This window comes from Pseudomonas sp. SHLD1 (genome assembly GCF_028640935.1).
In the GTDB taxonomy this organism is placed as follows: Bacteria; Pseudomonadota; Gammaproteobacteria; order Pseudomonadales; family Pseudomonadaceae; genus Chryseomonas; species Chryseomonas aestiva.
The window spans coordinates 177,730-200,949 of record NZ_JAQZAD010000006.1; the positions used below are offsets into that span (position 1 = coordinate 177,730).

Sequence of the window (23,220 nt, forward strand, 5' to 3'; positions counted from 1 at the left end):
GCCCTGGAGCCCGCCATGGAACACCTGGTCCTGACCGTCATCGCCCCCGATCGCCCCGGTCTGGTGGAAGCCCTGGCCGACTGCGTGGCCGCCCAGGGCGGCAACTGGCTGGAAAGCCGCATGGCCCACCTGGCCGGGCAGTTCGCCGGCATCCTCTCGGTGGAAGTGGAACCGGAATTGCGCAACGGCCTGGTGGAGACCCTGCAGCAGCTGGCCATTCCCGGCCTGCGCATCCTGGTGGGCGAGCCGGGCCAGCCGGCTGCGGTGGGTGCACCGCTGGTGCAGCTCGACCTGCTGGGCAACGACCGCGTCGGCATCGTCCGCGACATCACCCGGGCGCTGCATCAGGTGGGCGTCAACGTCGAGCGCCTGTCCACCGAGACCCGCCCGGCACCCATGAGCAGCGAGGTGCTGTTTCACGCCACCGCCCTGCTGGCGCTTCCGGCGGACCTCGAGCTCGAGGCCCTGCAGGCCCACCTGGAAACCCTCACCGACGACCTGATGGTAGAGCTCAAGCTCTATCGGCACGGGCATGACTAGCGTTGCGCAGACATCAGGGCGACGATCTATAAAGATCTATAAAGATCTATAATCGACTTTAATCGCCTTTAAATAGGGACTTGTCGATGTCTGAGCGCTTCTATCACCGCCACGCCATGGCCACTACCTATGCCGCCAAGATCATGGCAGACCCTCTGCATCCTGGTCTGTTTTTGGCGGCACCACGGCGCACCGGCAAGACCACCTTCATGCGTGAAGATCTGGCGCCCGCACTTCAGCTCGCAGGGGCCGAGGTGATCTACGTCGATCTCTGGTCGAATCGACAAGCTGATCCGGCTGAGTTGATCAACCAGGCGGTTCAGGTTGCCATCGAACGCAATCTTGGTCTGATCGCCAAGCTGACCAAGCAAAGTGGCGTGGTGAAACTCAAGGTGGGTGGGGTCGAGATAGATACCGGCAGCATCGGCAAAGACAAGGGCGTCACCCTGGCCGCTGCGCTCGCCGCGCTTTCCGACAGCCTGGGCAAACCCATAGCCTTGATCATCGACGAAGCCCAGCATGCGGTAACCACAGCCGCCGGCAGCAATACGCTCTTCGCCCTCAAGGCTGCCCGCGACGAATTGAATGGCTCGCACCACCACGGCCTGAGGCTCATCTGCACCGGCTCTAGCCGGGACAAGCTGGCCATGCTTAGAAACAGTCGCGACCAGGCTTTCTTCAATGCGCCCCTGGTCAACTTTCCCCATCTCGACAGAGGCTATGTGGACTGGTTCTGTGCGCAGTCCAGACTTGAATTCCCGCTGGATCCAGAAGTGGTCTGGAACAAGTTCGTCGCAGCGGGCTATCGCCCCGAGGCGCTGCAGGCAGCCCGTGAGGTGCTCGAGTACTCGATGATCGTCGATGCCACCGAAGGCAATGTCGCCTTCGCCCAGGCCGTCGACGAGCATGTGCGAGAAATGTCCGAGAGCGCCCTATCGGTGATTCGCAGCCTCACACCCATTCAGGCAGCGGTGTTGAAGGTCATGGCGATCCAGGGCAAGGATTACGCCCCTTTCGAATTGGCCACTCTCGGCAAATATGCCGAGATGCTGCAGTTGGCCGGCATGCCCGAAGCCCAGGCTCAGGAGGCAGCCTATGCGCAGAATGTGCAGCAGGCGTTGTCTGCCTTACAGGAGAAGGCCCTTATCTGGAAAGCTGAGCGCGGCGTCTATGCCATCGAAGAACAAGGACTGCCTGACCTCATGCGCAGCGCCAGCATGCTACCGACCGCCTTGGCGACCTGAAGCGATCAGCGAATTTAAGGGTGATGGGCTTCAAGGCTCCCGCCCCTTCTCCAACCGCCGCCGGATGCCCTCGGGGACATCGTCCGGCAGCGGCATCCGCCCGTCCGCCGGCAGGGCTTCAAGGCCAGCTTCGTCCAGCAGTGCCAGCACCTCCTCCTTGAGACGACTCAGGGCAAAGGCCTGCCAGGCCTCACGTACCGAGGGGAAGAGGTCCAGTTCGTAGTTGAAGGTACGAATCGGCCGGCGGCTCTCCAGGGCGGCACGCAGGAGCGGCTGGGCGTGGGGATGGCGCAGCTGGTGCAGAAAGGCTTCGCGTAGCTCCAGGCGATCCTCCTGGGTCAGGCGCGGCAGCGGCAGGTAGCGTTCGAGATCTTCCAGTTCCTCGCGTTCCTCCAGACTGAGGTCGTCCGGATCGAGCAGGCGCAGGGCGCCGCTTGCAAGGTCGAGGAAGTGGGTGCCTCGCTCCCGGCTGTCGAGGGCGGCAGCCAGCAGATCGAGGTCGAGGGTGAAGGGGCGCATGGCAGGACTCCGGCACAGGCGAACAGGAGCGGAGGTTACCTCCGCTCCTGTTGCGACCCTAGTACCGGAGCTCGCGTTCAGCCCTTCCGCTGATAGGGAAAGAAGCGCCGCTCGCGCAGGTCGTGCTCGATCTGCTCCAGGCTCTTGCCCTTGGTCTCCGGCACCAGGCGCCAGATGAACAGCAGCGCCACCAGGGAAATCCCGGCATAGAGCCAGAAGGTGTGGGCGGCGCCCAGCTTGGTCACCAGGCTCAGGGTGGTGAGGGTCACCAGCAGGTCGAAGCCCCAGTGGCTGAAGGCACCGACGCTGGCACCCTTGCCGCGCACGAACAGCGGATAGACCTCGGCGTTGATCAGCCAGATGCAGACACCGAAACCGCCGCAGTTGAGCATCAGGTAGGCGGCCAGGCAGGCCACCACCGTCCAGCGCTCCACGTCGGTCTGGGGACCGGCGCCCTGGAACAGGTAGCCCATGATCGCAAGGGCGACGATGGAGCCGGGAATCAGCGTCAGCAGATAGCGGCGGCGACCGATGCGATCCACCAGGAAGCTGCCGACCACGGTCATGATCACCACCAGGATGGTGCTGCAGCCGGTGGCCAGCACCGCGGTCTGGTCGGAGAAGCCGGCCTGGGTGAGGATGGTCGGTGCATAGTAGATCAGCGCATTGTTGCCGGTGATCTGCGAGAACATGGCGATGCCGGCGCCCACCAGCAGGGCCGGACGCACCCAGGGCGAGAACAGATCGCTCCAGTTGCCTTCCGGCGCGTTGCTCACGGTCTTGATCTCGGCCAGTTCGGCCTCGGCCGCGGCCTTGCCACCGCGGACCCGCTCCAGCACCGCCAGGGCGTCAGCCTCGCGGCCCTTGACCAGCAGCCAGCGCGGACTTTCCGGCAGCACCGTCATGCCCGCCAGCAGGATCAGCGCCGGCACCAGGCCGAGGCCGAACATCCAGCGCCAGTGCTCGTCCAGGGCGAAGCCGGTGAAGTAGGCCACGGTGATACCGAACACCACCATGAACTGGAACAGCACCACCAGCTTGCCGCGGTGCTCCGGCGGCGCTACCTCGGCGATGTACACCGGAATGATCTGGGTGGAGCTACCGGCCGACAGGCCGAGCAGGAAGCGCGACAGGATCAGCAGGGTGACGTTGGGCGACAGTGCCGAAAGCACCGAGCCCAGGGCGAACACCAGGGCCACGCCGATGATGGTCTTGCGGCGGCCGAGGCGGTCGGAGATCGGGCCGGTACCGAGGCAGCCGAACAGGGCGCCAAAGATGATGGCGCCGGTCACCAGCTGCTTGACGGTGTCGTCCATGGCGAATTCGCGGCCGAGGCCGAGCAGGGCGACGCCGATGATGCCGGTGTCGTAGCCGAACAGCAGGCCGCCGAGGGCGGCGATCACGGCGATGAGCACGACCAGCCCCTTGCGCGGGGTGGCCGCCACGGGTGCGGCGAGCGAGGGTGATGAAGCGAGCATGGGGAAATCCTTTCTTGTTTTGCCAGGGCAAGGATCGCGGTGGCAACCCGATCCACCCGCGCAGGCGGGCCGTGGGGGAGCATGGCCCAGAGAAAAGCGCGATGCGGCAGGCAGAGAAACGTTAGGTGAATCGTTTCACCTAATACCGCCAGTTGTAACAGGACTTGTGAAAAGCATCACGAAAGACGGATCGGATGTGGCCTAGCTGCCGATGGTCAATTCCTGGAAGCGCTGCTCGGGCAGCGCGGCGGCACCCTGGCCGGGGCGCAGCGCCTGGTCGCCCAGGCGCTCGACCAGAAAGTCGATGAACACCTTGAGCTTGGGCGGCAGGTGGCGGGTCGCCGGATAGAGCAGCCAGGCGCCGCCATGGTAGTGCGGCAGAAAGGACCACTCCGGCAGCACCTGGACGATCTCGCCTCGGGCCAGGGCCGCCTGAGCGGTGAACAGCGGCAGGCTGCCGATGCCGATGTGGTTGAGCACCGCGTCCAGGCGCACCCCGGTGTGGTTGGCGGCATAGCGCCCACGCACATTGACGTGGACCACCTTGGCGCCCTGGCGGAATTTCCAACGTGAATCGGCCGGCTCTTCCGCCAGGTAGATGCAGCTGTGCCCGGCCAGATCGCGGGGATGGGCGGGCCGACCATGCTCGGCCAGGTACTGCGGCGTGGCGCAGAGCAGGTGCTCGATGGTCAGCAACTGGCGGCCCACCAGTCCGGGCGGTGGCCGGTCAGTGATGCGGATGGCCAGGTCGACGTTCTCGTCGATCAGATCGACATAGCGGTCCTCCAGCAGCAACTGCACGTCCACCGCCGGGTAGCGCCGCAGGAAGTCGGCCATGTGCGGATGGATCACCGTGCTGCCCACCGCCTTGGGTACCGACAGCCGGACGATGCCGGCCGGCGCCTGGTTGAACTGGCCACTGACCTCCAGCACCGCCCGCGCGGCGCCGACCATGTCGCTGCAGCGCCGAAAAACCTCCTCCCCCGCCTCCGACAGCCGTAGCTTGCGCGTACTGCGATTGAGCAGGCGCGTGCCCAGGGCCTTCTCCAGGCGTGCCACGCTACGACTGGTGGAAGACGGGGTCAGACCGAGCTGACGGGCCGCCGCAGAGAAGCTGCCGCTCTCCACCACCCGCACGAAAATGGCCATCTCGCTGAGCAGCGGCAGGGGAAGATTTATGCTCACAGCGCAAAATTCCTTTGGAGAAAGGGTGGATTATCACCCTTGCGTGCGCTCTTTAGAATGAGGATGTTTCTCGTTTTCTAGGTAGTAGACGTATGACCGAGCGCCTGTATTTTCTGAGCGACAGCCTGATCGCCGAGGTCGAGGTCCACGCCTGTAGCGCCGCCGAGGACGGTTATGTCGTCGAATTGCTGACCACGCCCTTCCATCCCCAGGGCGGCGGGCAGCCCAGCGACACCGGCTGGATCGGCACCGCCGAGGTGACCCGGGTGGTCCAGGACGGCGACCGCATCCTGCACCACACCACCCGCCCCCTGTCGCCCGGCCGCGTGCTGGCCCGGGTCGACGAAGACCGGCGCCAGCTGCATTCGCGGCTGCATTCGGCCGGGCACCTGCTCGGCCACATCGGCGAGAGCCATGGCTGGAAGCCGGTCAAGGCCCATCACTGGCCGGGTGAAGGCCGCATCGAATTCATCCCGGGCGAGGCGTCGCAACCGCTGGACAGCGAAGTCCTGCAGGCGCACTTCGACGCCCTGGTGGAAGAAGACCTGCCGCTGCACGTCGAGGTGCAGGCCGATGGCCAGCGCCAGGTGTGCTTTGGCGAGGACGTGGCGCGCTATGCCTGCGGCGGCACCCACGTGCGCTCGCTGCGCGCGGTTGGCGCCCTGAGCGCCCTGGGCGTCAAGGAAAAGAAGGGACGCCTGCTGGTGAGCTACGACATGGCTGGCGCCTGATCAACCGCTCACCTCACCCGCAGAAAGGAAACGCCATGCTGCTCGAACTCGACGCTCTCGACACCGAGAGCCTGCTCCGTCTCACCGAAGAACGCCTGCTGGCGGTGCGGGTGCGCCGCTTCGTGCCGCGCCCGCTGGCCGACGACCTCGGCCAGCAGATCCTCGGCAACGGCTTCGCCACCTACACCAACGCCCCCAGTATCGGCCGCATCGGCATGGCCTTCTACGAGGCGGAACACCAGCGCGCGCAGATGGACGACTATTTCGCCAGCGTCGCCAGCAACCTGGAAGAATTGCGCCGGCGCTGCCGCCCCTATCTCAACCCCATCGACCTGGTGCGCTGCACCCTCGACGAGGTCTGGCCCGCCGGCGCCCGCCTGCAGACCCTCTGGGGCCGCAAGATGTACGTCGGCCTGTCGCGGGTGGTGAAGCCGGGGGTGCGCTTTCTCGCCCATCACGACATCTTCGCCAAGGACGCGCCGGGCAGCGAGGAAGCCGAAAGCCTGGTCACCCAGCTGGCCTGCAACGTCTACCTGACCATGCCCAGCCTGGGTGGCGAACTGCAGCTCTGGTCACGCGAGCTGTCGCCGGCGGCCTTCGACGCCCTGCGCGGCGACAGCTACGGCATCGAGCCCGACCGGCTCGGCCCGCCTTGCCTGACCATCCGCCCCGAACCGGGCGACCTGATTCTCTTCAATTCCCGCCGCATGCACGCCGTGACGCCCGGCAACGACCAGCCACGGCTGTCGCTGTCGTGCTTCGTGGGCTATCGCGGGGCGGCCGAACCCCTCACGTACTGGAGCTGACATGTCCCCCTACCTGAGCGAATTCCTCGCCCTGGCGACCATCCACTTCCTCGCCGTGCTGGCGCCCGGTCCGGATTTCGCCGTGACCGTGCGGCAGAGCGTGAGATACGGGCGCCTGATCGGCCTGTGCACCGCCCTGGGCATCGGCGCCGGAATCTCGGTCCACGTGCTCTACACCCTGCTCGGCATCGGCGCCCTGATGCACGCCACGCCCTGGCTGCTGGGGGCCGCCAAGGTGGTCGGCGGCGCCTACATCCTCTGGCTGGGCTTCAACCTGATCCGCAGCAAGCCCACCGCCGCGCCGCTGGACGACAGCCAATGGCAGCAGGCCGACCTGCAGCGGCAGTCGCCCGGCAAGGCCTTCCTCACCGGCTTCCTGACCAACGCCACCAATCCCAAGGCCACCCTGTTCTTCCTGGCCATCTTCACCACCGTGGTCAGCGGCAGCACGCCGCTGACCGTCCAGGGCCTCTATGGCCTGTGGATGTGCGCGGTCAACGCCGGCTGGTTCGCCCTGGTCAGCCTGCTGTTTTCCAGTCCGCGCGTTCGCCAGACCTTCCTGCGCCTGGGCCACTGGTTCGAGAGAACCATGGGCCTGGTGCTGGTTTTCTTCGCCGGTCGACTGCTGTTGTCGGCGCTTTGACGTCAGTCCATTCGTATTGGAGGTCCTCCATGCCCTACGTCCACCGCGCTCCCGCCGGTATTCCCACGGAAAAGTTCGTCGTCCGCCTGCCCGACGGGATGCGTGAACGCATCGCCGCCGTGGCCCGCTCCCATCGGCACAGCATGAACACCGAGATCGTCGCCTGGCTGGAACGCAGCCTGGTACAGGACGGCGTGCTGGAACAGCAACATGTCGAAGCGGACGACGAGCTGCTCAATGCCAGCGAGCAACTGCTGCTGCAGCGCTTTCGCCAGCTCAACGAGCGTCAGCAGAATGCGCTGATCTCGGTGCTGGAGCTGGAGTTGCCCGTTCCCGTGCACAACCGCGAAACCGCCTGAAGCCATCCGGCAGCACCGCGGACGGCGCCCGCCGTCCGCGGCGGGGCCGCGATCCAGGCGGCCCTGACGTGCGGCTTTCAAGTATCGATCGGGACGGCCGATGAAGGGGGTCTTCGTACTCTCTTCCGGAATTCCCATGTCTGTATCCAAAGCCTCCTGGCTGAGCAATCTCGGCATTTCCAAGAAGCTGGCGCTGGGCTTCGGTGCCCTGCTGGTCATGGTGACGGTGGTGGCTCTGTTCGGCTATTTCACCGCCAACACCCTGCTCGAGCGCATCAACAAGACGCGCTACAGCGGTCAGCTCAAGGCCGACGTGCTCGACGTCAGGATCGACGAAAAGGCCTATCTGCTCGATCCCAGCGCCGCCAACGGCACCCGGCAACAGGCCACCCTGGCCAGGGTGACGGCAGACATCGGCAAGGGCCTCACCCTGCTGACCAACCCGGCCAACGTCGCCATCCTGGGCAGCATCCAGCAGGAGATGAAGACCTATCAGGAGCGCTTCGCTGCCCTGCAACAGGCCAACCAGACCAGCGCCGATGCGCAAAAGGAACTGACCCGGGTCTCCGATACCGTTACCGAGACCCTCGACCAGCTGTTCGAATTGGTCTTTGCTCCGGGTGGCAGCTACAGCACCGCCGACCTCAAGGCCATGGCCGAGATGAAGGCGCAGATGGTCGGGGTGCGCCTGGCCATCCGCCGCTTCCTCGGCACCCCCGATGACAGCAAGTCCCAGGCGACCCTCAAGGTCATCGACGAGCTGCTCAAGACCCTGGCCAGCGCCCAGAAGCAGATCGACGGCGACACCGCCGCGCGCCTCTACAGCGCCACCCAGGACGTGACCCGCTATCGCGCCTTCTTCGAATCCATCGTCGCCCAGAATCGCCAGGCCCAGGCCGCCGTTGCCAGCCTCCAGGAGCAGGGTAACAAGCTGGTGCAGCTGCTGGACCAGCTGGGCGAAGGCCAGCTCAAGTCCGCCGCGGCCGAGCGCCAGGCCGCCCTGCTCAAGCTGCTGCTGAGCAGCCTGATCGCCCTGCTGATCGGCATCGCCGCCGCCTGGCTGATCACCCGCCAGATCACCCAGCCGCTGGCGACCGCCATGGCCATGCTCAAGCGCGTCGCCGCTGGCGATCTCACCCAGCGCAGCGAGATCAATCGGCGTGACGAGCTGGGCGAACTGCAACGCACCACCCAGGCCATGGCCGATGACCTGCGCCAGCTGGTCAGTGGCATCGCCAGCGGCGTGGGACAGCTCAGCAGCGCGGCCGACGAACTCTCGGCCTTTGGCGTCCAGACCAGCCGCGGCGCCACCCAGCAGCGCGACGAGATGCATCAGGTGGCCACCGCCATGAACGAGATGGCGGCCACGGTGCACAACGTCGCGCAAAACACCGCCAACGCCTCCAGCGCCGCGCAGAACGCCGACAGCATGGCCCGCGAAGGCAGTCGCACGGTCAAGCGCGCGGCCCAGGAAATCACCCTGGCCGCCGAAGAGGTGCAGGGCCTGGGCGCTGCCATGGAGCGCCTGGACACCGCCAGCGGTCGCATCGGCAGCGTCATCGACGTGATCAAGGCGATCGCCGAGCAGACCAACCTGCTGGCGCTCAACGCCGCGATCGAAGCCGCTCGCGCCGGCGAACAGGGCCGCGGCTTTGCCGTGGTGGCCGACGAGGTCCGCTCCCTGGCCCAGCGGACCCAGGAGTCCACCCAGGAAATCGGCGAACTCATCGCCACCCTGCAGCAGGGCACCACCGAGGCCAGCGCGCGGATGCAGGCCAGTCGCGACCGTACCCTGGGCACCGTGACCCTGGCCCAGGACGCCGAGCGCGCCCTGGAGGTCATCTACCAGGCGGTAGCGGAGATCCAGGGTCTCAACCAGCAGATCGCCACCGCGGTGGAGGAGCAGAGCCTGGTGGCCGAGGAAATCAACGGCAACGTGGTCAAGGTCAGCGGCCTGGCCGAGGAATCGGCCACTGCCAACGCCCACGCCGCGGCATCGGTCAACGAACTGGCCCGCCTGGGCGGCGATCTGCAGCAGATGGTCGCGCGCTTCCGCGTCTGACCCCGGCCGCGCCAGCGCCAGGCACTGGCGTCGGCGGTCTCAGGCTTTCGGCTTCAGCATCTGCCCCTGGATACCGTCGCCGATCACCAGGAAGTGACCGCCGGCGACGTGGTGCAGGGTGCGCAGGCCATCCTGGCCGCGAAAATCCCAGCGGCCTTCGCGAAACACCCGGGTATCGGCCCGGGCGGCGAGTACCTCACCGAGAAACAGGTCGTAGCCTTGCTGGTTGTGCGCCTCGGGCAGCAAGCGGCATTCCAGCCAGGCCACGCAGTCGGCGATCAGCGGCGCGCCAACCTGTTCGCCGGCCAGCGTCTCGATGCCGTAGGCGGCGAACTTGTCCAGCTCGCGACCGCTGGTATTGCCTACTGTCTGCACCAGATCCACCTGGTCGGCGCAGGGCACGCTGAGCACGAAGCTGCCCTCGGCTTCCAGCAGTTCGCGGGTCCAGGTCTGCTTGTCGAGCACCACCGCCACCTTGCCCGGCTCGAAATCCACCGCCATGGCCCAGGCCGCGGCCATGACGTTGCGCCGGCCGGCGTGGGCGGCGCTGACCAGCACCGTGGGACCGTGGTTGAGCAGGCGATAGGCCTTGGACAGGGGGACGGCGGCAAGGGTCGAATTCATGGATGGACTCCCGCGGGAAAAGCCCAGGTTAACGCAGCCCTTGCCGTTCGGCGCCGCGCGGGTGAAAAATTGCCGCTTTGCGCCGCGCTCGCCAAACGCCGGGGGACATCAAGGGTCTATCGCCCACTCCCGGTATGGGACCGACAAGAAACCTGCGTTAAGGATGACCTCTATGCCCACTCGCCTGGCTCTCTCCGCCCTGCTGTTCTGCGCCTGCTGTCTTGGTCTGCCGCTGGCCCAGGCACAGACCGCCAGCCCATCGCACGCGACTTCCGCTACCCAGCCACTCCTCTCCAGCTCCATCAACGACTTCAGCAACGAAGACTGGGATCGTGGCGTCCTGCGCCGGGTGGCCGGCGTGACTATTCCGGCGACCCCGGCCAACGTCGAGGGCTTCATCAGCGGACGGCAGGTCCAGCTGGGCGACGGTGAGTGGCGCGCCATCACCGAGGTCCAGCGGGTCGGCGACAACCTGGCCGTGTTCATCGAGGGCAAGCCGCTGGATGCCGAGGCCGTGGGTTATCCCCGGCGCCTGGCGGTGGACGACGCCCCCGGTACCGGGCGCCATCTGCAGCGCCTGCCGGGGCGCTTCAACACCCCGATCAACGACTTCACCAACCAGGACTGGCTCAAGGGCATCTACCGCAAGGCCGCCGGCATTTCCATCCCGGTCACCGAGCGCAATCGCGAGGAATTCAAGCCGGGCGCCATCGTCCGCCTGGCCGACGGCCAGGACTATGCCGTCACCCACGTCAGCGAATTCGGCCGCAGCATGGGGGTGTTCCTCGACAGCCCGGTGCTGCCCGGCGAGAAGTACGGCTATCCGCGCCAGCTGACCTTCGTCGCGCCACCGCCCAAGCCCTGAGACCAGGGCTGACCGGCGCTGGTAGAATCCCCCGCCCAGCGTCGTCACCCCGGTCCGCCATGTCCAAGCTCAATCCCCGCCAGGCCGAAGCCGTGGCCTACATCAGCGGTCCCCTGCTGGTGCTGGCCGGTGCCGGCTCCGGCAAGACCAGCGTCATCACCCGCAAGATCGCCTACCTGGTGCAGCAGTGCGGCGTCCGCGCCCAGTACATCTGCGCCGTGACCTTTACCAACAAGGCGGCGCGCGAGATGAAGGCGCGGGTGGCCAGCCTGCTGAAAGCCGGCGAGGGCCGTGGCCTGACCGTCTCGACCTTCCACAACCTCGGGCTGAACATCATCCGCCGCGAGTACGTGCACCTGGGCTACAAGCCGGGCTTCTCGATCTTCGACGAGGGCGACATCAAGGCGCTGCTCACCGACATCATGCAGAAGGAATACCAGGGCGACGACGGCCTGGACGAGATCAAGAACTACATCGGCAACTGGAAGAACGACCTCATCCTGCCGGAAGAAGCCCTGGAAAAGGCGCGCACGCCCAAGGAGCAGACCGCCGCGGTGGTCTACCTGCACTACCAGCGCACCCTCAAGGCCTACAACGCGGTCGACTTCGACGACCTCATCCTGATGCCGGTCAAGTTGTTCCAGGAGCATCCCGAGGTGCTGGAGCGCTGGCGCAATCGCATCCGCTACATGCTGGTGGACGAATACCAGGACACCAACACCAGCCAGTACCTGCTGGTGAAGATGCTGGTGCAGGAGCGCGCCCAGTTCACCGTGGTGGGCGACGACGATCAGTCGATCTACGCCTGGCGCGGCGCGCGACCGGAAAACCTGATGCAGCTCAAGGACGACTTTCCCTCGCTCAAGGTGGTGATGCTGGAGCAGAACTACCGCTCCACCAGTCGCATCCTCAAGTGCGCCAACGTGCTCATCGCCAACAACCCCCACGTGTTCGAGAAGCAGCTGTGGAGCGAGATGGGCCACGGCGATCCAATCCGGGTATTGCGCTGCAAGAACGAGGATGGCGAGGCCGAGCGCATCGCCCTGGAGATCCTCACGCTGCACCTCAAGACCCAGCGGCCCTACGCGGATTTCGCCATCCTCTATCGCGGCAACCACCAGGCCAAGCTGATGGAGCTCAAGCTCCAGCACCACCAGATTCCCTACCGGCTCTCCGGCGGCACCAGCTTCTTCGCCCGCCAGGAGGTCAAGGACGTGATGTCCTACCTGCGCCTGCTGGTGAATCCGGACGACGACAACGCCTTCCTGCGGGTCATCAACGTGCCGCGCCGGGAGATCGGCTCCACCACCCTGGAAAAGCTCGGCAACTATGCCGGCAGCCGGGATCGCTCGATGTACGCCGCCGCCGACGAGATCGGCCTGGGCGAGCACCTGGACGCCCGCTTCACCGAACGCCTGTCGCGCTTCAAGCGCTGGATGGACGGGGTCCGCAAGAACTGCGCGGGCGAGGACCCGATCGGCGCCCTGCGCAGCATGGTGATGGACATCGACTACGAGAACTGGATCCGCCAGAACGCTAGCTCCGACAAGGTCGCCGACTTCCGCATGGGCAACGTCTGGTTCCTCCTGGATGCCTTGAAGAACATCCTGGAAAAGGATGAAGACGGCCAGATGACCATCGAGGACGCCATCGCCAAGCTGGTCCTGCGCGACATGCTCGAACGCCAGCAGGAAGAAGAGGAAGGCGCCGACGGGGTGCAGATGATGACCCTGCACGCCTCCAAGGGCCTGGAATTCCCCTATGTGTTCATCATGGGCATGGAAGAGGAAATCCTGCCGCACCGCTCCAGCATCGAGGCCGACACCATCGAGGAGGAGCGCCGCCTGGCCTACGTGGGCATCACCCGCGCGCGCCAGACCCTGGCCTTCACCTACGCCACCCGGCGCAAGCAGTACGGCGAGCTGATCGACTGCACCCCCAGTCGCTTCCTCGACGAACTGCCACCCGAGGACCTGCAGTGGGAAGGCCTGGAAGAAGCGCCCCAGGAACAGAAGGCCGCCCGCGGCAACGACGCCCTGGCGGCGATGCGGGCGATGCTCAAGCGGGGTTGAGGATTTCTTCCGGCAATGACCCTCACCCACTACCGCTCCCCCAAAACGACACCGCCCCCGCTACCGGTCAGGCAGCGGGGGCGGTGGTGTGGCCGCGCCGGGGACTTACTTGGCGAAGCTGGTCACCATGTCGAAGATCGGCTTGGGACGCTTGAGGTCATACATCATCCCGAAGTGGCGCTCGTGGACCACCGAGAGGGTCGGCTCGTCGAGCAGTTCGTAGACGTTGATCTCCGCCACCACGTCCCTGTAGCTGGTGTTGAGCACCGTGAGCATCTGCTTGACGCTGTCGTAGCAGGCCCGATCGCCGTCACGGCCGCCGTCGGTGTTGCCCTGGTAGACGTTGCCGCAGTTCATCTCGTTGAAGAACACCTTGGTCTTGTACTTGTTGGCCATGGCGCGTATCTGGCCCAGGTACATGTCCATCCAGTAGCCCTTGTCGTCGACATAGGGGTAGTAGTGGAAGCTGATGTAGTCGAAGTTGAAGCCCGACGCCTTGGCCTGGTCGAGGAACCACATGGCCCCATTGCGATCACCCGGGCAACGGGAGGTGGTGGTGCGGTCATCCGAGTTGCACGCCATCACGTTGATGGTGGTCTTGAGGTTGGCGCCCAGCTCGTCCGAGGCCTGCTTGATGCCGCGATAGATCCCGACCAGGGTGTTGATGCGATCCTGCGCACCCGCCTTGGCGTAGTCCTGCTCGTTGCCGATCTCCCAGATCTTGATGTCGTTGGCGTACCGCTTGGCCAGGGTGTAGGCCTGCGCCTGGGTCAGCTTGTGGGTGATCACCGGCCGCAGGGTGATGTTGTACTTGCGCGCCAGGGACACCAGCCGATCCAGCTCGGGCAGGTTGGTCACCAGATACTCGCCGGAGCGATAGGTGCGCAGATTGCGCGCCGCCAGAAGCTGCAGGCGGCCCTCCATCTCGGCAGGCGGATAGGCGGCGCTGTTGTCGTGGCCGACCACCCCCAGGGGGATGTTCTTGTAGCCGGTCAGCGGCGCCGAGGAGACGCTGCCACTGGCGACCGGCAGGACCACGTTCTGCACCGGTTGCACGCTGGCCGCGGGGGTCGGCGTGGTCGTGGTGGTGCCCTGGGCCAGAGCGGTGTTCACCTTCTTGTCGAAGGCGGTCTTGTCGTCGCCCGCGGCGCCACGCATGACCTCCAGCGGCAGGTTGGCGCGCGAGGTGACGCCGTTGGCCAGGCGACTGGTCCAGTAGGCGCTGCCGCTGCTGTCGGCGCTGCGGCCATAGAGGTTCTGGTAGACCTGGTTGACCAGGGCCGCACCGCTCAGCGAGCCATAGAGGGCGGTCGATTCGCTGTTGCCGGCGAAGTTGGCCGCCAGCTGCTCGACGCTCATGTCGCCAGCCAGGCGCGAGGCCCAGTAGTTGAGGCCACCGGCATCGGCTGCCCGGCCGTAGTAGGCCAGGTAGAGCTGCTCGACGGTGGTCAGCTTGGACGAGGTCGCGGCATTGGCAGTGGTGCCAGTGACGGCGCCAGCCATGGGCGTGCTGCCCGCGGTGGCACCCGTGGTGCTGGTACCCGTGGCCGGTGCGGCGCCGGTGGTGGTGCCGGTGGTCGCTCCGGGCGTGCCAGTGGCCCCGGTCCCGCCGGTGGTGCCCGCGGTCGCACCGCCCGTGGCGGTCTCGGTCTTGGGCGGCGTGGCGGCCGTCGGGGTCACCTGCGGGCCGATGCCGGCGCAGCTGTCCTTGTCCAGGTACTTGGCCAGCACCGCCCACTGCGGACGCTCCTTGCCATTGATCGGCTCGACCGCCTGGTTGTAGGTGCCCCAGCCCGGGCCGGCGGCCCAGTAGGTGGCCGGAATGCAGTTCTGCTTCAGATAGGCCAGCATGCCGTCGAGAATGGGCAACCAGCGCGCATCCGTGTCAGGTACGCCGAAGCCGCCGATGAAGCCGCGCTTGTTGTTGGCCTTGAGCCAGGTGACGAAGGGCTTGAGGCGCTCGACGCCATAGCCGGGCGAGAGGGTCGCCACGTTCAGGCTGGTGTCGAAGAAGGCCTGGGCCATGAAGATCAGGTTGTTGGCCGGGTCGTTGAGCTTGAGCAGCGTATCGTTCCACTGCGGCCAGCGGGTGGTGTCGGCCCAGCCGTTGCCTTCGATGAAGATCGGATGGGTCGAATCGACCGCGCGCACGCCATTGATGCCGTACTGGGCGGCGGTCGGCCAGTTGCTCACGGCGTCATGGGGCTCGTTCATGATGTCGTAGCCATAGAGCGCCGCATGGGTGCCCCAGCGCTGAGCGACGCGGGTCATGAGATTCTGGAAGGCTTCGTAGGGGACTTCGCCCGCGCCGATGACCTTGCCCTGGTAGCGGGCGTAGTTATGCAGATCGAGGATGACCTTGACGCCGTACTTCTGGGCGTAGCCCAGGGTGCGATCGACCAGGCCGGCGTAGGTGGGATCGAAATTGACCCCCATGGACGGTTGCAGGCGCTCCCAGAGAATGGGGAAGCGCACCAGCTTCACGCCCTTGGCGCTCCACTGCTGGAAATGGCTCTCGGCCGGGAAGATGAAGTTGCGGTCGTTGACACCTGGCAGTACCTGGGCGGCGAAGGTGGCGCCGGAGAAGTTGAGACCGACCAGGTCAACGGCCTGGGCGGAGGTGGCAAGCGAAGCGGTGGCGAACAGGGCAGGCAACAGCAGCGCCTGACGCGGCAGGCGGCGGGAGATGGAGCTAAGGATTGTCATCAAGAAGGAACCAGATAGGCCGAGGTGCGCGATTCGATCCGTGCATCCCACCTCGGTACAGCAGGAAAACTGCCGGGGAAGATCGTTTCCCTAGCACCTGCAAAGCCTAGTGCAAGCGCTAGACCAATAAGAACCCGTGCCATCACGAAGCAGGGGTAAACGCAGCGTTTTGCCAGATGTACGGTGCCGATGATGGCACTTTGTCTACCGTTCGTCGGTGACCACTCGGTCACCCAAGAGACCTGTTCTCGCAGTGAAGTCAGGTTCGTCCGCTTTCTGGCGGCTCAGGGCTGGCCGGCATAGCGGCGGATCAGTTCCATGACCGGTTTTGGGCGGTCCAGGTCGTACATCAGCCCGAAGTGACGCTCATGGGCAATCGGATGGGTCGGCTCGTCGAGCAATTCGTAGACGTTGATCTCGCGGACGATGTCGCGATAGCGCCCATTGAGCTCGGAAAGGATGGCTTCGAGGCTGTCATGGCAGCCGCGATCCCCCGGTCGACCGCCATCGGTGGCGCCCTGGTAGATCTCGCCGCAATTGACCTCGTTGAAGAAGATCCGCGTCCGGTACTTTTCCGCCATGGCGCGCATCTGCCCCAGGTAGAGATCCATCCAGCGGCCGCGATCGTGGTAGTGCGGGTAATAGTGGAAGCTGATGTAGTCGAACGCGAAGCCGGCGGCCCGGGCCTGATCGAGAAACCACATGGACCCCAGGCGATCGCCCGGACAACGGGCCTTGGCGCCCCGATCGTCGGGGTTGCAGGACATCACGTTGATGGTGGTCTCGAGGCCGGCGTTGAGCTCGTCGGAGGCGCGGCGGATACCGCGATAGATGTCCACCAGGCGACTGATGCGGATGCCGGCGCCGACCCGCGAATAGTCCTGCTCGTTGCCGATCTCCCAGACCTTGATGTCCTTGGCGTAGCGTTTGGCCAGGGCATAGGCCTGGGCCTGGGTCAGTTGCTGGGTGATCACCGGTCGCAGGGTGATGCGGTACTGGCGGGCCAGGGCCACCAGGCGATCCAGGCGTGGCAGGTCCAGCAGCAGGAATTCACCCGAGCGATAGCTGCGCAGGTTGTAGCGGTCGAGCAGCTGCAGGCGCCTTTCCATCTGCGCATCGGGATAGGCGGCGTTGTTGTCGTGGCCGACCACGCCCAGGGGGATGTAGGGCAGGTCGGGCAGGGAGACGGATTCGGCGGCCCCGACCGGGGCACCCAGGCACAGGGCGGCGACCAGGCCTAACCAGGGCGAAATTCTAGGCATCGGGCGCATCCTTGCAGATAAAGAGCAGAGCGGCGGAGCATGGCAAAGTGCCGGCAGCGGCTCAATGCCAAGGCTGCCCAGGCTGCCCAGGCTGCGACCTCCACCACATCGCCGCAGGTTACAGTAGGTGTCCGCGCGCCTTGCCGAGGACCTGTCCATGACCACCACCCTGCTGCTGGCCCAGGCCTGCAACAATCGCTGGTCGAACCACCGCCTGCTGGCGGCCTGCGCCCTGTTGCCGGTCGCCGCCCTGCGGGCGAACCAACCCGCCGCCTTCTTCGGCTCGCTCTGGGCCCTGCTCGGCCATCTGCTCGATGTCGATCGCTTCTATCTCGATGCGCTGCACGACCAGCCCCGGCCCTACCAGGATACCGACTGGCCTGACCTGGCGGCGCTGCGTGCGGCCCAGATCGCCAGTGACCAGCGCCTCGTCGCCCTGTGCCGCAGGCTCGGTCCGCAGCAATTGACCCAGCTCATCACCCTGCCCCGCGTCAGCGGCCCGGTACGGGAACAGCGACTGCGCACCCTGCAGCACCTCTTCGTGCACCAGCTGCACCACCGCGGCCAGGCCCACGCCCTGCTCCTGGCCAGCGGCGTGGCGCCACCGCAACTGGACGAATTCTTTCTCGCCCAGGACGAACCGCTCCGCCGGGCGGAGCTGGCGGCGCTGGGGATCGAGGAAGGGGAGCTGTGGGGGACTGACCCGTAGGTTGGGTTGAGCGCAGCGAAGCCCGACAGGCCTTGCCTCAGCGTGGCGGCAATGTTGGGCTTCGACGATGAAACTGTCTCAGCCCAACCTACGGACTCGAGCGCTCACTCGGACAACCCCCTCTCCTTTCGGGAGAGGGTTGGGGTGAGGGCCGCCCCGGGCACCGCCCTCAACGTGGAAAAGGCTACGCCGTTTTCCACCCTACATGGCCAGAGGAACTCGAGCGCCCACTCGGACAGCCCCCTCGCCCTCCGGGAGAGGGTTGGGGTGAGGGGTGCACCCTGCACCGGCTTCAACGCGGAAAAGGCTGCGCCGTTTTCCCCCCTACAACCGCAGCGCTGCGGGTGCTCAGAAATTCGCCGGCGTGGTCGCGCTGATCAGCCGGGCGGGGGCTTCGAAGGGATTGCGGAAGCGGTGCGGGCGGCTGCTCTCGAAGTAGTAGCTGTCGCCGGGTTCGAGGATGTGCACCTCGCCGCCCACGGTCAGCTCCAGGCGGCCTTCCACCACCAGGCCGGCCTCCTCGCCTTCATGGGCGTACATCTCTTCGCCGGTGTCGGCGCCGGGCGGATAGGTCTCGTCGAGAAAGGCCAGGGCGCGACTGGGATGGGCCCGACCGACCAGGCGCATGCGCACGGTATGGGCGCCACTGGCGATGTCGATGAGCTCATTGGCGCGATAGACCACCTGGGTCGGCGTGTCCTGCTCCAGATCCAGGGAAAAGAATTCCACCAAGGACATGGGAATCCCGGCCAGCACCTTTTTCAGCGAGCTGATGGAAGGACTGACGCTGTTCTTCTCGATCATCGAGATGGTGCTGTTGGTCACCCCTGCACGCTTGGCGAGTTCGCGCTGGGAGAGGCCCTTGAGGGTACGGATGGTTTGCAGGCGGGCACCGACGTCCAAGGTGGGAAAGACTCCTCGAGCAGGCGGGTGAGACGTGGCCAGGCCACGCGCTGAAGGCGTGCCGCGGCACGGTGTTCAGCATCATGGCAACGCTGTTCGAGATTTACAACACCACGACGGACGTGCGGCCCCCGCAGGGCGTTCGCCTGGCGGCGGCAGCGCCCGGAGGCCCTGCCCAGGGCCTAATCGCGATAGCTGCGCGCCACCCGCTTGAGGTTGCACAGCAGCTGATAGGGAATGGTGTCGCAGCGTTCCGCCAGGTCCGCCACCGACACCTGGCGGCCCCAGAACTCCACCTCGCTGCCCACCCTGGCCTGGGGGTGATCGGTGAGGTCGACGGTGAGCATGTCCATGGATACCCGGCCGATCAGTTGGCCGGGACGGCCTTCGATGGCTACCGGGGTGCCGTTGGGCGCATGGCGCGGATAGCCGTCGGCATAGCCCAGGGCGACCACGCCGACCCGGGTCGGCCCGGCGGTGACGAAGCGCGCGCCATAGCCCACCGGCTCGCCGGCCGGCAGTTCGCGTACGGCGATCACCCGCGAGGTCAGGGTCATCACCGGTTGCAGTCGTTCGGCAGCGGCCTGGGCCGTGGCGAAGGGCGAGACGCCATAGAGCATCAGCCCGGGGCGCACCCAGTCACCGGCCGCCTGGGGCCAGCCCAGGGTCGCCGGCGAATTGCGCAGGCTGGTGGGGCCGGGCAGGCCCTCGGTGGCCGCGCGGAAGGTGGCGATCTGCGCCGCGGTGGCCGGGCTGTCCGGTTCGTCGGCGCGGGCGAAGTGGGTCAGCTTGACGATGCCGCTGACCTTGCCGCTGGCCAGCAGTCGCCCGTAGGCGGCGGCGTAGTCCTGGGGAAAGAAGCCGACCCGGTGCATGCCGGAATCCAGCTTCAGCCAGACCTGCAGGGGCCGCGCCAGGGTGGCCCGTTCCACCGCCTGGAGTTGCCAGTCGGCATGGATCACCGTCCAGAGATCGTGCTCGACGATCAGCGGCAATTCGTCGACGCCGAAGAAGCCTTCCAGCAGCAGGATGGGCGCGCGGATACCGGCGGCGCGCAGCTCCAGCGCCTCCTCGATGCAGGCCACGGCAAAACCGTCAGCCTCCTTGGCCAGGGCGCTGGCCACCGCCACGGCGCCATGGCCATAGGCATCGGCCTTGATCACCGCCAGGGCGCGGGCATCGGAGAGTTCACGGGCCAGGCGATAGTTCTGGCGCAGGGCGGCGAGGTCGATGACGGCGCGGGCGGGACGCATGGGAGGTCTCGGCAAAGGAAGCGTGAGGGACAGGAGGGCTAAACAGCGCCCTCACCCCGGCCCTCTCCCTGGGGAGAGGGGCAACAGCGGTCTTACACCTTGACGGCGGCGATGATGTTCATTTCCACCAGGATGTCCGGCTTGGCCAGCTTGGCTTCGACGGTGGTGCGACCCGGGGTGGCACCCTGGGCGGCCCACTCGTCCCAGGCGCGGTTCATGCCCTCGAAGTGCAGGGCGATGTCGCGCAGGAAGATGGTCACCACCAGGATGTGCTGCTTGTCGCTGCCGGCCTCGGCGAGGAATTTGTCGACATTGGCCAGGGTCTCGCGGGTCTGCTGGTAGATGTCGCCGGAAAAGTCGTCGGCCAGCTGGCCGGCTAGGTAGACGGTGCCGTTGTGGATATTGATTTCGCTGAGGCGGCGATCAGTGTGCAGACGCTGTACGGGCATTGCGCGAGGACTCCTGGGTAGCGGAATAACGGGAGATGTCGAGACCCTCGGCGCTGATCTGCGGCTGCTTGCGGGCGATCAGATCGGCCAGCAGGCGACCGGAGCCGCAGGCCATAGTCCAGCCCAGCGTCCCGTGCCCGGTATTGAGGAACAGGTTGCGATAGCGGGTGGCGCCGACGATGGGGGTCCCGTCCGGGGTGGCGGGCCGCAGACCGGTCCAGAAACTGGCCCGGGCGAGGTCGCCGCCGCGAGGATAGAGGTCCCCGGTGATCATTTCCAGGGTGGCGCGGCGACGCGGGTCCAGGCTCAGGTCGAAGCCGCAGATCTCGGCCATGCCGCCGACACGGATACGGTCGTCGAAGCGGGTGATGGCGACCTTGTAGGTCTCGTCGAGGATGGTCGAGGTCGGCGCCATGGCGGCATCGACGATGGGCACCGTCAGCGAATAGCCCTTGAGCGGATAGACCGGGGCGCGAATGCCCAGGGGCGCCAGCAGGTGCGGCGAATAGCTGCCAAGGGCCAGGACGTAGTGATCGGCGGTGAGCAGTTCGCCATCGACCCTGACGCCATCGATGCGATCGCCATTGGCACTGAGTTGCTGGATCTCGGCGCCGAAGCGGAATTCCACGCCCAGGCGGCGGGCCTCCTCGGCCAGGCGATTGGTGAACAGGAAGCAGTCGCCGGTCTGGTCGTTGGGCAGGCGCAGGCCGCCGGCCAGCTTATGCTTGACCGCTGCCAGCGCCGGTTCGACCCGGGCCACGCCCTCGCGGTCGAGCAGTTCGAAGGGCACGCCGGAACGCTCCAGCACGGCGATGTCCTTGGCCGCGGCCTCCACTTGCTGCTGGGTGCGGAAGATCTGGGTGGTGCCCAGCTGGCGGCCTTCGTAGGCGATGCCGGTGTCCTGGCGCAGCTCGTCGAGGCAGTCGCGGCTGTATTCGGACAGCCGCACCATGCGCTCCTTGTTCACCGCGTAGCGGGCCGCGGTGCAGTTGCGCAGCATCTGCGCCATCCACAGGTACTGGCTGCTGTCGCCGGTCAGGCGGATGGCCAGGGGCGCGTGCTTCTGGAACAGCCACTTCAGCGCCTTGAGCGGTACGCCGGGCGCGGCCCAGGGCGAGGCATAGCCAGGCGAGACCTGACCGGCGTTGGCATGACTGGTCTCCAGGGCGGGACCGGCCTGGCGATCGACCACGACCACCTCGAAACCCTGACGGGCCAGATAGTAGGCGCTGGTCGTGCCGATGACGCCGCTACCCAGAACCAGTACACGCATCGCTAGCTCCTGGCCGGTGAGAGGATTTCGCCGGCTTTCGTCGGAATGAAGGCAGATACGGCAAGTATAGAAAGCCGCTCGCAGTGCTAATCACTGAAGAATTGCCTATATTCGGAGTAATTTTCCGGTAAAGCCCCCTTTGGCAGAGACCCCCGCGATGCGTACCCATCACCAGGCCAGACGCGAGCTGGACAAGATCGACCGCAACATCCTGCGCATCCTCCAGGACGATGGCCGCATCTCCTTCACCGAGCTGGGCGAACGGGTGGGGCTGTCCACCACGCCCTGCACCGAGCGTGTCCGCCGGCTGGAGCGCGAAGGCATCATCCAGGGCTACAACGCCCGCCTCAATCCGCAGCACCTCAAGGCCGGCCTGCTGGTGTTCGTCGAGCTGAGCCTGGACTACAAGTCCGGCGACACCTTCGAGGAATTCCGCCGCGCTGTGCTCAAGCTGCCCCAGGTGCTGGAATGCCACCTGGTCTCCGGCGAATTCGACTACCTGGTCAAGGCGCGCATCTCCGAGATGGCCTCCTATCGCAAGCTGCTGGGCGACATCCTGCTCAAGCTGCCCCACGTGCGCGAATCCAAGAGCTACATCGTGATGGAAGAGATCAAGGAGACCCTGAGCCTGCCGGTGCCGGACTAGCGCTCGCCTGGCGATCCCGGGGATCACCGTCTAGGCTGCGGTCTTTCGTCAGATCGCCAAGGAGGCAGCCCATGGACCCCCGCCAACGCCAACTCATCACCGCCGCCAATCGCCAGGCCTGGGAGGTGTCGGCGCCGCTCCATGCCCAGGGCGAGGACTGGCAGCGCCTGCTGGAACAGGCCCGGCAACCCGGCTTTTCGGTCCTCGACGCCTGCCTGACCGCCACCCTCTCCGGACTGGACATCCGCAGCCTGAGTTGCGCACAGGTGGGCTGCAACAACGCCCGCGAATTGCTCTCCCTGGCGTCCTTTGGCGCCCGGCCCGCACTGGGCATCGACCAGTCGCCGACCTTCCTCACCCAGGGCGAGCAGCTGGCCGCGGCGGCGGGCCTGGCGCCGCGGCTGGTGGCGGCCGACATCTACGCCCTGCCCGCCGGGCTCGGCCAGCACGACCTGGTGCTGATCACCATCGGCGTGCTGAACTGGATGCCGGACCTGCCGGCCTTCTTCGCCGCGGTGCAGGGCCTGCTGGCGCCGGGCGGACGCCTGGTGATCTACGAGACCCATCCCTTCCTGGAAGTCTTCGAGCCCCACGCGGACCAGCCGCTGGTGCCGCACTACAGCTACTTCCGCCGGGAGCCGCTGGTCAGCGAGGACCTCATCACCTACGACGGTCTGGATCACGGACACGGCGCGCCGAGCTACTGGCACATCCACACCCTGGGCGCCATCGTCACCGCCTGCCTGGATGCCGGCCTGAGGTTGCAACGGCTGGAGGAGCATCCGCACTCCAATCGCGAGGCCGACTATGACCGCTACATCGGCCAGGCCGCCCAGTTGCCGATGAGCTATACCCTGGTGGCTCAACGCCCGACGGCTTAGCATGGTCCTC

Annotated in this window: 22 protein-coding genes and 1 pseudogene; 13 read left to right on the forward strand and 10 right to left on the reverse strand. The window is 66.2% G+C overall.

The window, feature by feature from the left end; genetic code table 11:
• Window positions 1-15: 15 nt before the first annotated feature.
• A complete protein-coding gene (locus PVZ77_RS00835) occupies window positions 16-540 on the forward strand; it encodes a glycine cleavage system protein R (protein ID WP_273805686.1) in 525 nt (174 codons plus the stop codon).
• Window positions 541-626: 86 nt separating this feature from the next.
• Entirely contained in the window at window positions 627-1,784 is a 1,158-nt protein-coding gene (locus PVZ77_RS00840; protein ID WP_273805685.1) for an ATP-binding protein, read from the forward strand.
• 30 nt (window positions 1,785-1,814) lie between these two features.
• Here the strand turns inward: PVZ77_RS00840 and PVZ77_RS00845 are convergent, their stop codons facing one another.
• From PVZ77_RS00845 to PVZ77_RS00855, 3 genes are all read right to left on the reverse strand, one after another.
• Window positions 1,815-2,303 carry a UPF0158 family protein gene (locus PVZ77_RS00845; protein WP_273805684.1) on the reverse strand — a complete coding sequence of 163 codons (489 nt, stop codon included), beginning with the start codon at window positions 2,301-2,303 and terminating at the stop codon, window positions 1,815-1,817.
• 77 nt (window positions 2,304-2,380) lie between these two features.
• Entirely contained in the window at window positions 2,381-3,781 is a 1,401-nt protein-coding gene (locus PVZ77_RS00850) for a sugar porter family MFS transporter (protein ID WP_133862027.1), read from the reverse strand.
• A 201-nt stretch (window positions 3,782-3,982) separates the two neighbouring features.
• Window positions 3,983-4,966, reverse strand: coding sequence for a LysR family transcriptional regulator (locus PVZ77_RS00855; protein WP_273805683.1), 984 nt, complete (start codon window positions 4,964-4,966; stop codon window positions 3,983-3,985).
• 92 nt (window positions 4,967-5,058) lie between these two features.
• Here PVZ77_RS00855 and PVZ77_RS00860 point away from each other — a divergent pair, with 92 nt between their 5' ends.
• From PVZ77_RS00860 to PVZ77_RS25955, 6 genes and pseudogenes are all read left to right on the forward strand, one after another.
• Complete coding sequence (locus PVZ77_RS00860; protein WP_273805682.1) at window positions 5,059-5,697, forward strand: alanyl-tRNA editing protein; 639 nt, start codon at window positions 5,059-5,061, stop codon at window positions 5,695-5,697.
• Between the two features lie 35 nt (window positions 5,698-5,732).
• Window positions 5,733-6,503, forward strand: a complete 771-nt coding sequence (locus tag PVZ77_RS00865) for a 2OG-Fe(II) oxygenase (RefSeq protein ID WP_133862030.1) — start codon at window positions 5,733-5,735, stop codon at window positions 6,501-6,503.
• A gap of 1 nt (window position 6,504) precedes the next feature.
• Window positions 6,505-7,146 carry a LysE family translocator gene (locus PVZ77_RS00870; protein ID WP_273805681.1) on the forward strand — a complete coding sequence of 214 codons (642 nt, stop codon included), beginning with the start codon at window positions 6,505-6,507 and terminating at the stop codon, window positions 7,144-7,146.
• 29 nt (window positions 7,147-7,175) lie between these two features.
• Window positions 7,176-7,505, forward strand: a complete 330-nt coding sequence (locus PVZ77_RS00875) for an Arc family DNA-binding protein (RefSeq protein ID WP_273805680.1) — start codon at window positions 7,176-7,178, stop codon at window positions 7,503-7,505.
• 217 nt (window positions 7,506-7,722) lie between these two features.
• Window positions 7,723-8,868 (forward strand): annotated as a pseudogene (locus PVZ77_RS25950) (methyl-accepting chemotaxis protein); the annotation flags it as partial.
• The gene (locus PVZ77_RS25955) at window positions 8,842-9,567 is read left to right on the forward strand and encodes a methyl-accepting chemotaxis protein (protein ID WP_405046453.1); all 726 of its coding nucleotides are present in this window, start codon (window positions 8,842-8,844) and stop codon (window positions 9,565-9,567) included. The pseudogene PVZ77_RS25950 and the gene PVZ77_RS25955, both read left to right, overlap by 27 nt.
• A 39-nt stretch (window positions 9,568-9,606) precedes the next feature.
• Here the strand turns inward: PVZ77_RS25955 and PVZ77_RS00885 are convergent, their stop codons facing one another.
• On the reverse strand, window positions 9,607-10,191 hold the full coding sequence (locus tag PVZ77_RS00885; protein WP_273805678.1) for a flavin reductase family protein: 585 nt from the start codon (window positions 10,189-10,191) through the stop codon (window positions 9,607-9,609).
• A gap of 172 nt (window positions 10,192-10,363) precedes the next feature.
• Here PVZ77_RS00885 and PVZ77_RS00890 point away from each other — a divergent pair, with 172 nt between their 5' ends.
• Together PVZ77_RS00890 and rep are read left to right on the forward strand one after the other, a co-directional pair.
• Complete coding sequence (locus PVZ77_RS00890; RefSeq protein ID WP_273805677.1) at window positions 10,364-11,056, forward strand: hypothetical protein; 693 nt, start codon at window positions 10,364-10,366, stop codon at window positions 11,054-11,056.
• Between the two features lie 59 nt (window positions 11,057-11,115).
• Window positions 11,116-13,128 (forward strand): DNA helicase Rep, encoded by a 2,013-nt coding sequence (gene rep, locus PVZ77_RS00895; protein WP_273805676.1) that lies wholly within the window; start codon window positions 11,116-11,118, stop codon window positions 13,126-13,128.
• Window positions 13,129-13,233: 105 nt separating this feature from the next.
• On the opposite strand, the gene PVZ77_RS00900 is transcribed toward rep, so the two are convergent.
• Window positions 13,234-15,834, reverse strand: coding sequence for a cellulase family glycosylhydrolase (locus PVZ77_RS00900; protein ID WP_273805675.1), 2,601 nt, complete (start codon window positions 15,832-15,834; stop codon window positions 13,234-13,236).
• Window positions 15,835-16,118: 284 nt separating this feature from the next.
• On the reverse strand, window positions 16,119-17,096 hold the full coding sequence (locus PVZ77_RS00905) for a hypothetical protein (protein WP_273805674.1): 978 nt from the start codon (window positions 17,094-17,096) through the stop codon (window positions 16,119-16,121).
• A 127-nt stretch (window positions 17,097-17,223) separates the two neighbouring features.
• Between PVZ77_RS00905 and PVZ77_RS00910 the strand changes: the two genes are divergently transcribed.
• Entirely contained in the window at window positions 17,224-17,805 is a 582-nt protein-coding gene (locus tag PVZ77_RS00910; RefSeq protein WP_273805673.1) for a DinB family protein, read from the forward strand.
• A 348-nt stretch (window positions 17,806-18,153) separates the two neighbouring features.
• Here the strand turns inward: PVZ77_RS00910 and PVZ77_RS00915 are convergent, their stop codons facing one another.
• The 4 genes from PVZ77_RS00915 to dadA all read right to left on the reverse strand — a co-directional run bounded on the left by PVZ77_RS00915 (window position 18,154) and on the right by dadA (window position 21,683).
• The gene (locus PVZ77_RS00915) at window positions 18,154-18,708 is read right to left on the reverse strand and encodes a cupin domain-containing protein (protein ID WP_273805672.1); all 555 of its coding nucleotides are present in this window, start codon (window positions 18,706-18,708) and stop codon (window positions 18,154-18,156) included.
• Between the two features lie 182 nt (window positions 18,709-18,890).
• A complete protein-coding gene (gene alr / locus PVZ77_RS00920) occupies window positions 18,891-19,961 on the reverse strand; it encodes an alanine racemase (RefSeq protein ID WP_273805671.1) in 1,071 nt (356 codons plus the stop codon).
• A gap of 92 nt (window positions 19,962-20,053) precedes the next feature.
• Window positions 20,054-20,410, reverse strand: a complete 357-nt coding sequence (locus tag PVZ77_RS00925) for a RidA family protein (RefSeq protein ID WP_273805670.1) — start codon at window positions 20,408-20,410, stop codon at window positions 20,054-20,056.
• On the reverse strand, window positions 20,385-21,683 hold the full coding sequence (dadA, locus tag PVZ77_RS00930) for a D-amino acid dehydrogenase (protein ID WP_273805669.1): 1,299 nt from the start codon (window positions 21,681-21,683) through the stop codon (window positions 20,385-20,387). Before dadA ends, PVZ77_RS00925 begins: the two co-directional genes overlap by 26 nt.
• A gap of 157 nt (window positions 21,684-21,840) precedes the next feature.
• Between dadA and PVZ77_RS00935 the strand changes: the two genes are divergently transcribed.
• Window positions 21,841-22,329 carry an Lrp/AsnC ligand binding domain-containing protein gene (locus tag PVZ77_RS00935; RefSeq protein WP_007159864.1) on the forward strand — a complete coding sequence of 163 codons (489 nt, stop codon included), beginning with the start codon at window positions 21,841-21,843 and terminating at the stop codon, window positions 22,327-22,329.
• Window positions 22,330-22,400: 71 nt separating this feature from the next.
• The gene (locus tag PVZ77_RS00940) at window positions 22,401-23,210 is read left to right on the forward strand and encodes a class I SAM-dependent methyltransferase (protein ID WP_273805668.1); all 810 of its coding nucleotides are present in this window, start codon (window positions 22,401-22,403) and stop codon (window positions 23,208-23,210) included.
• Window positions 23,211-23,220: the final 10 nt, after the last annotated feature.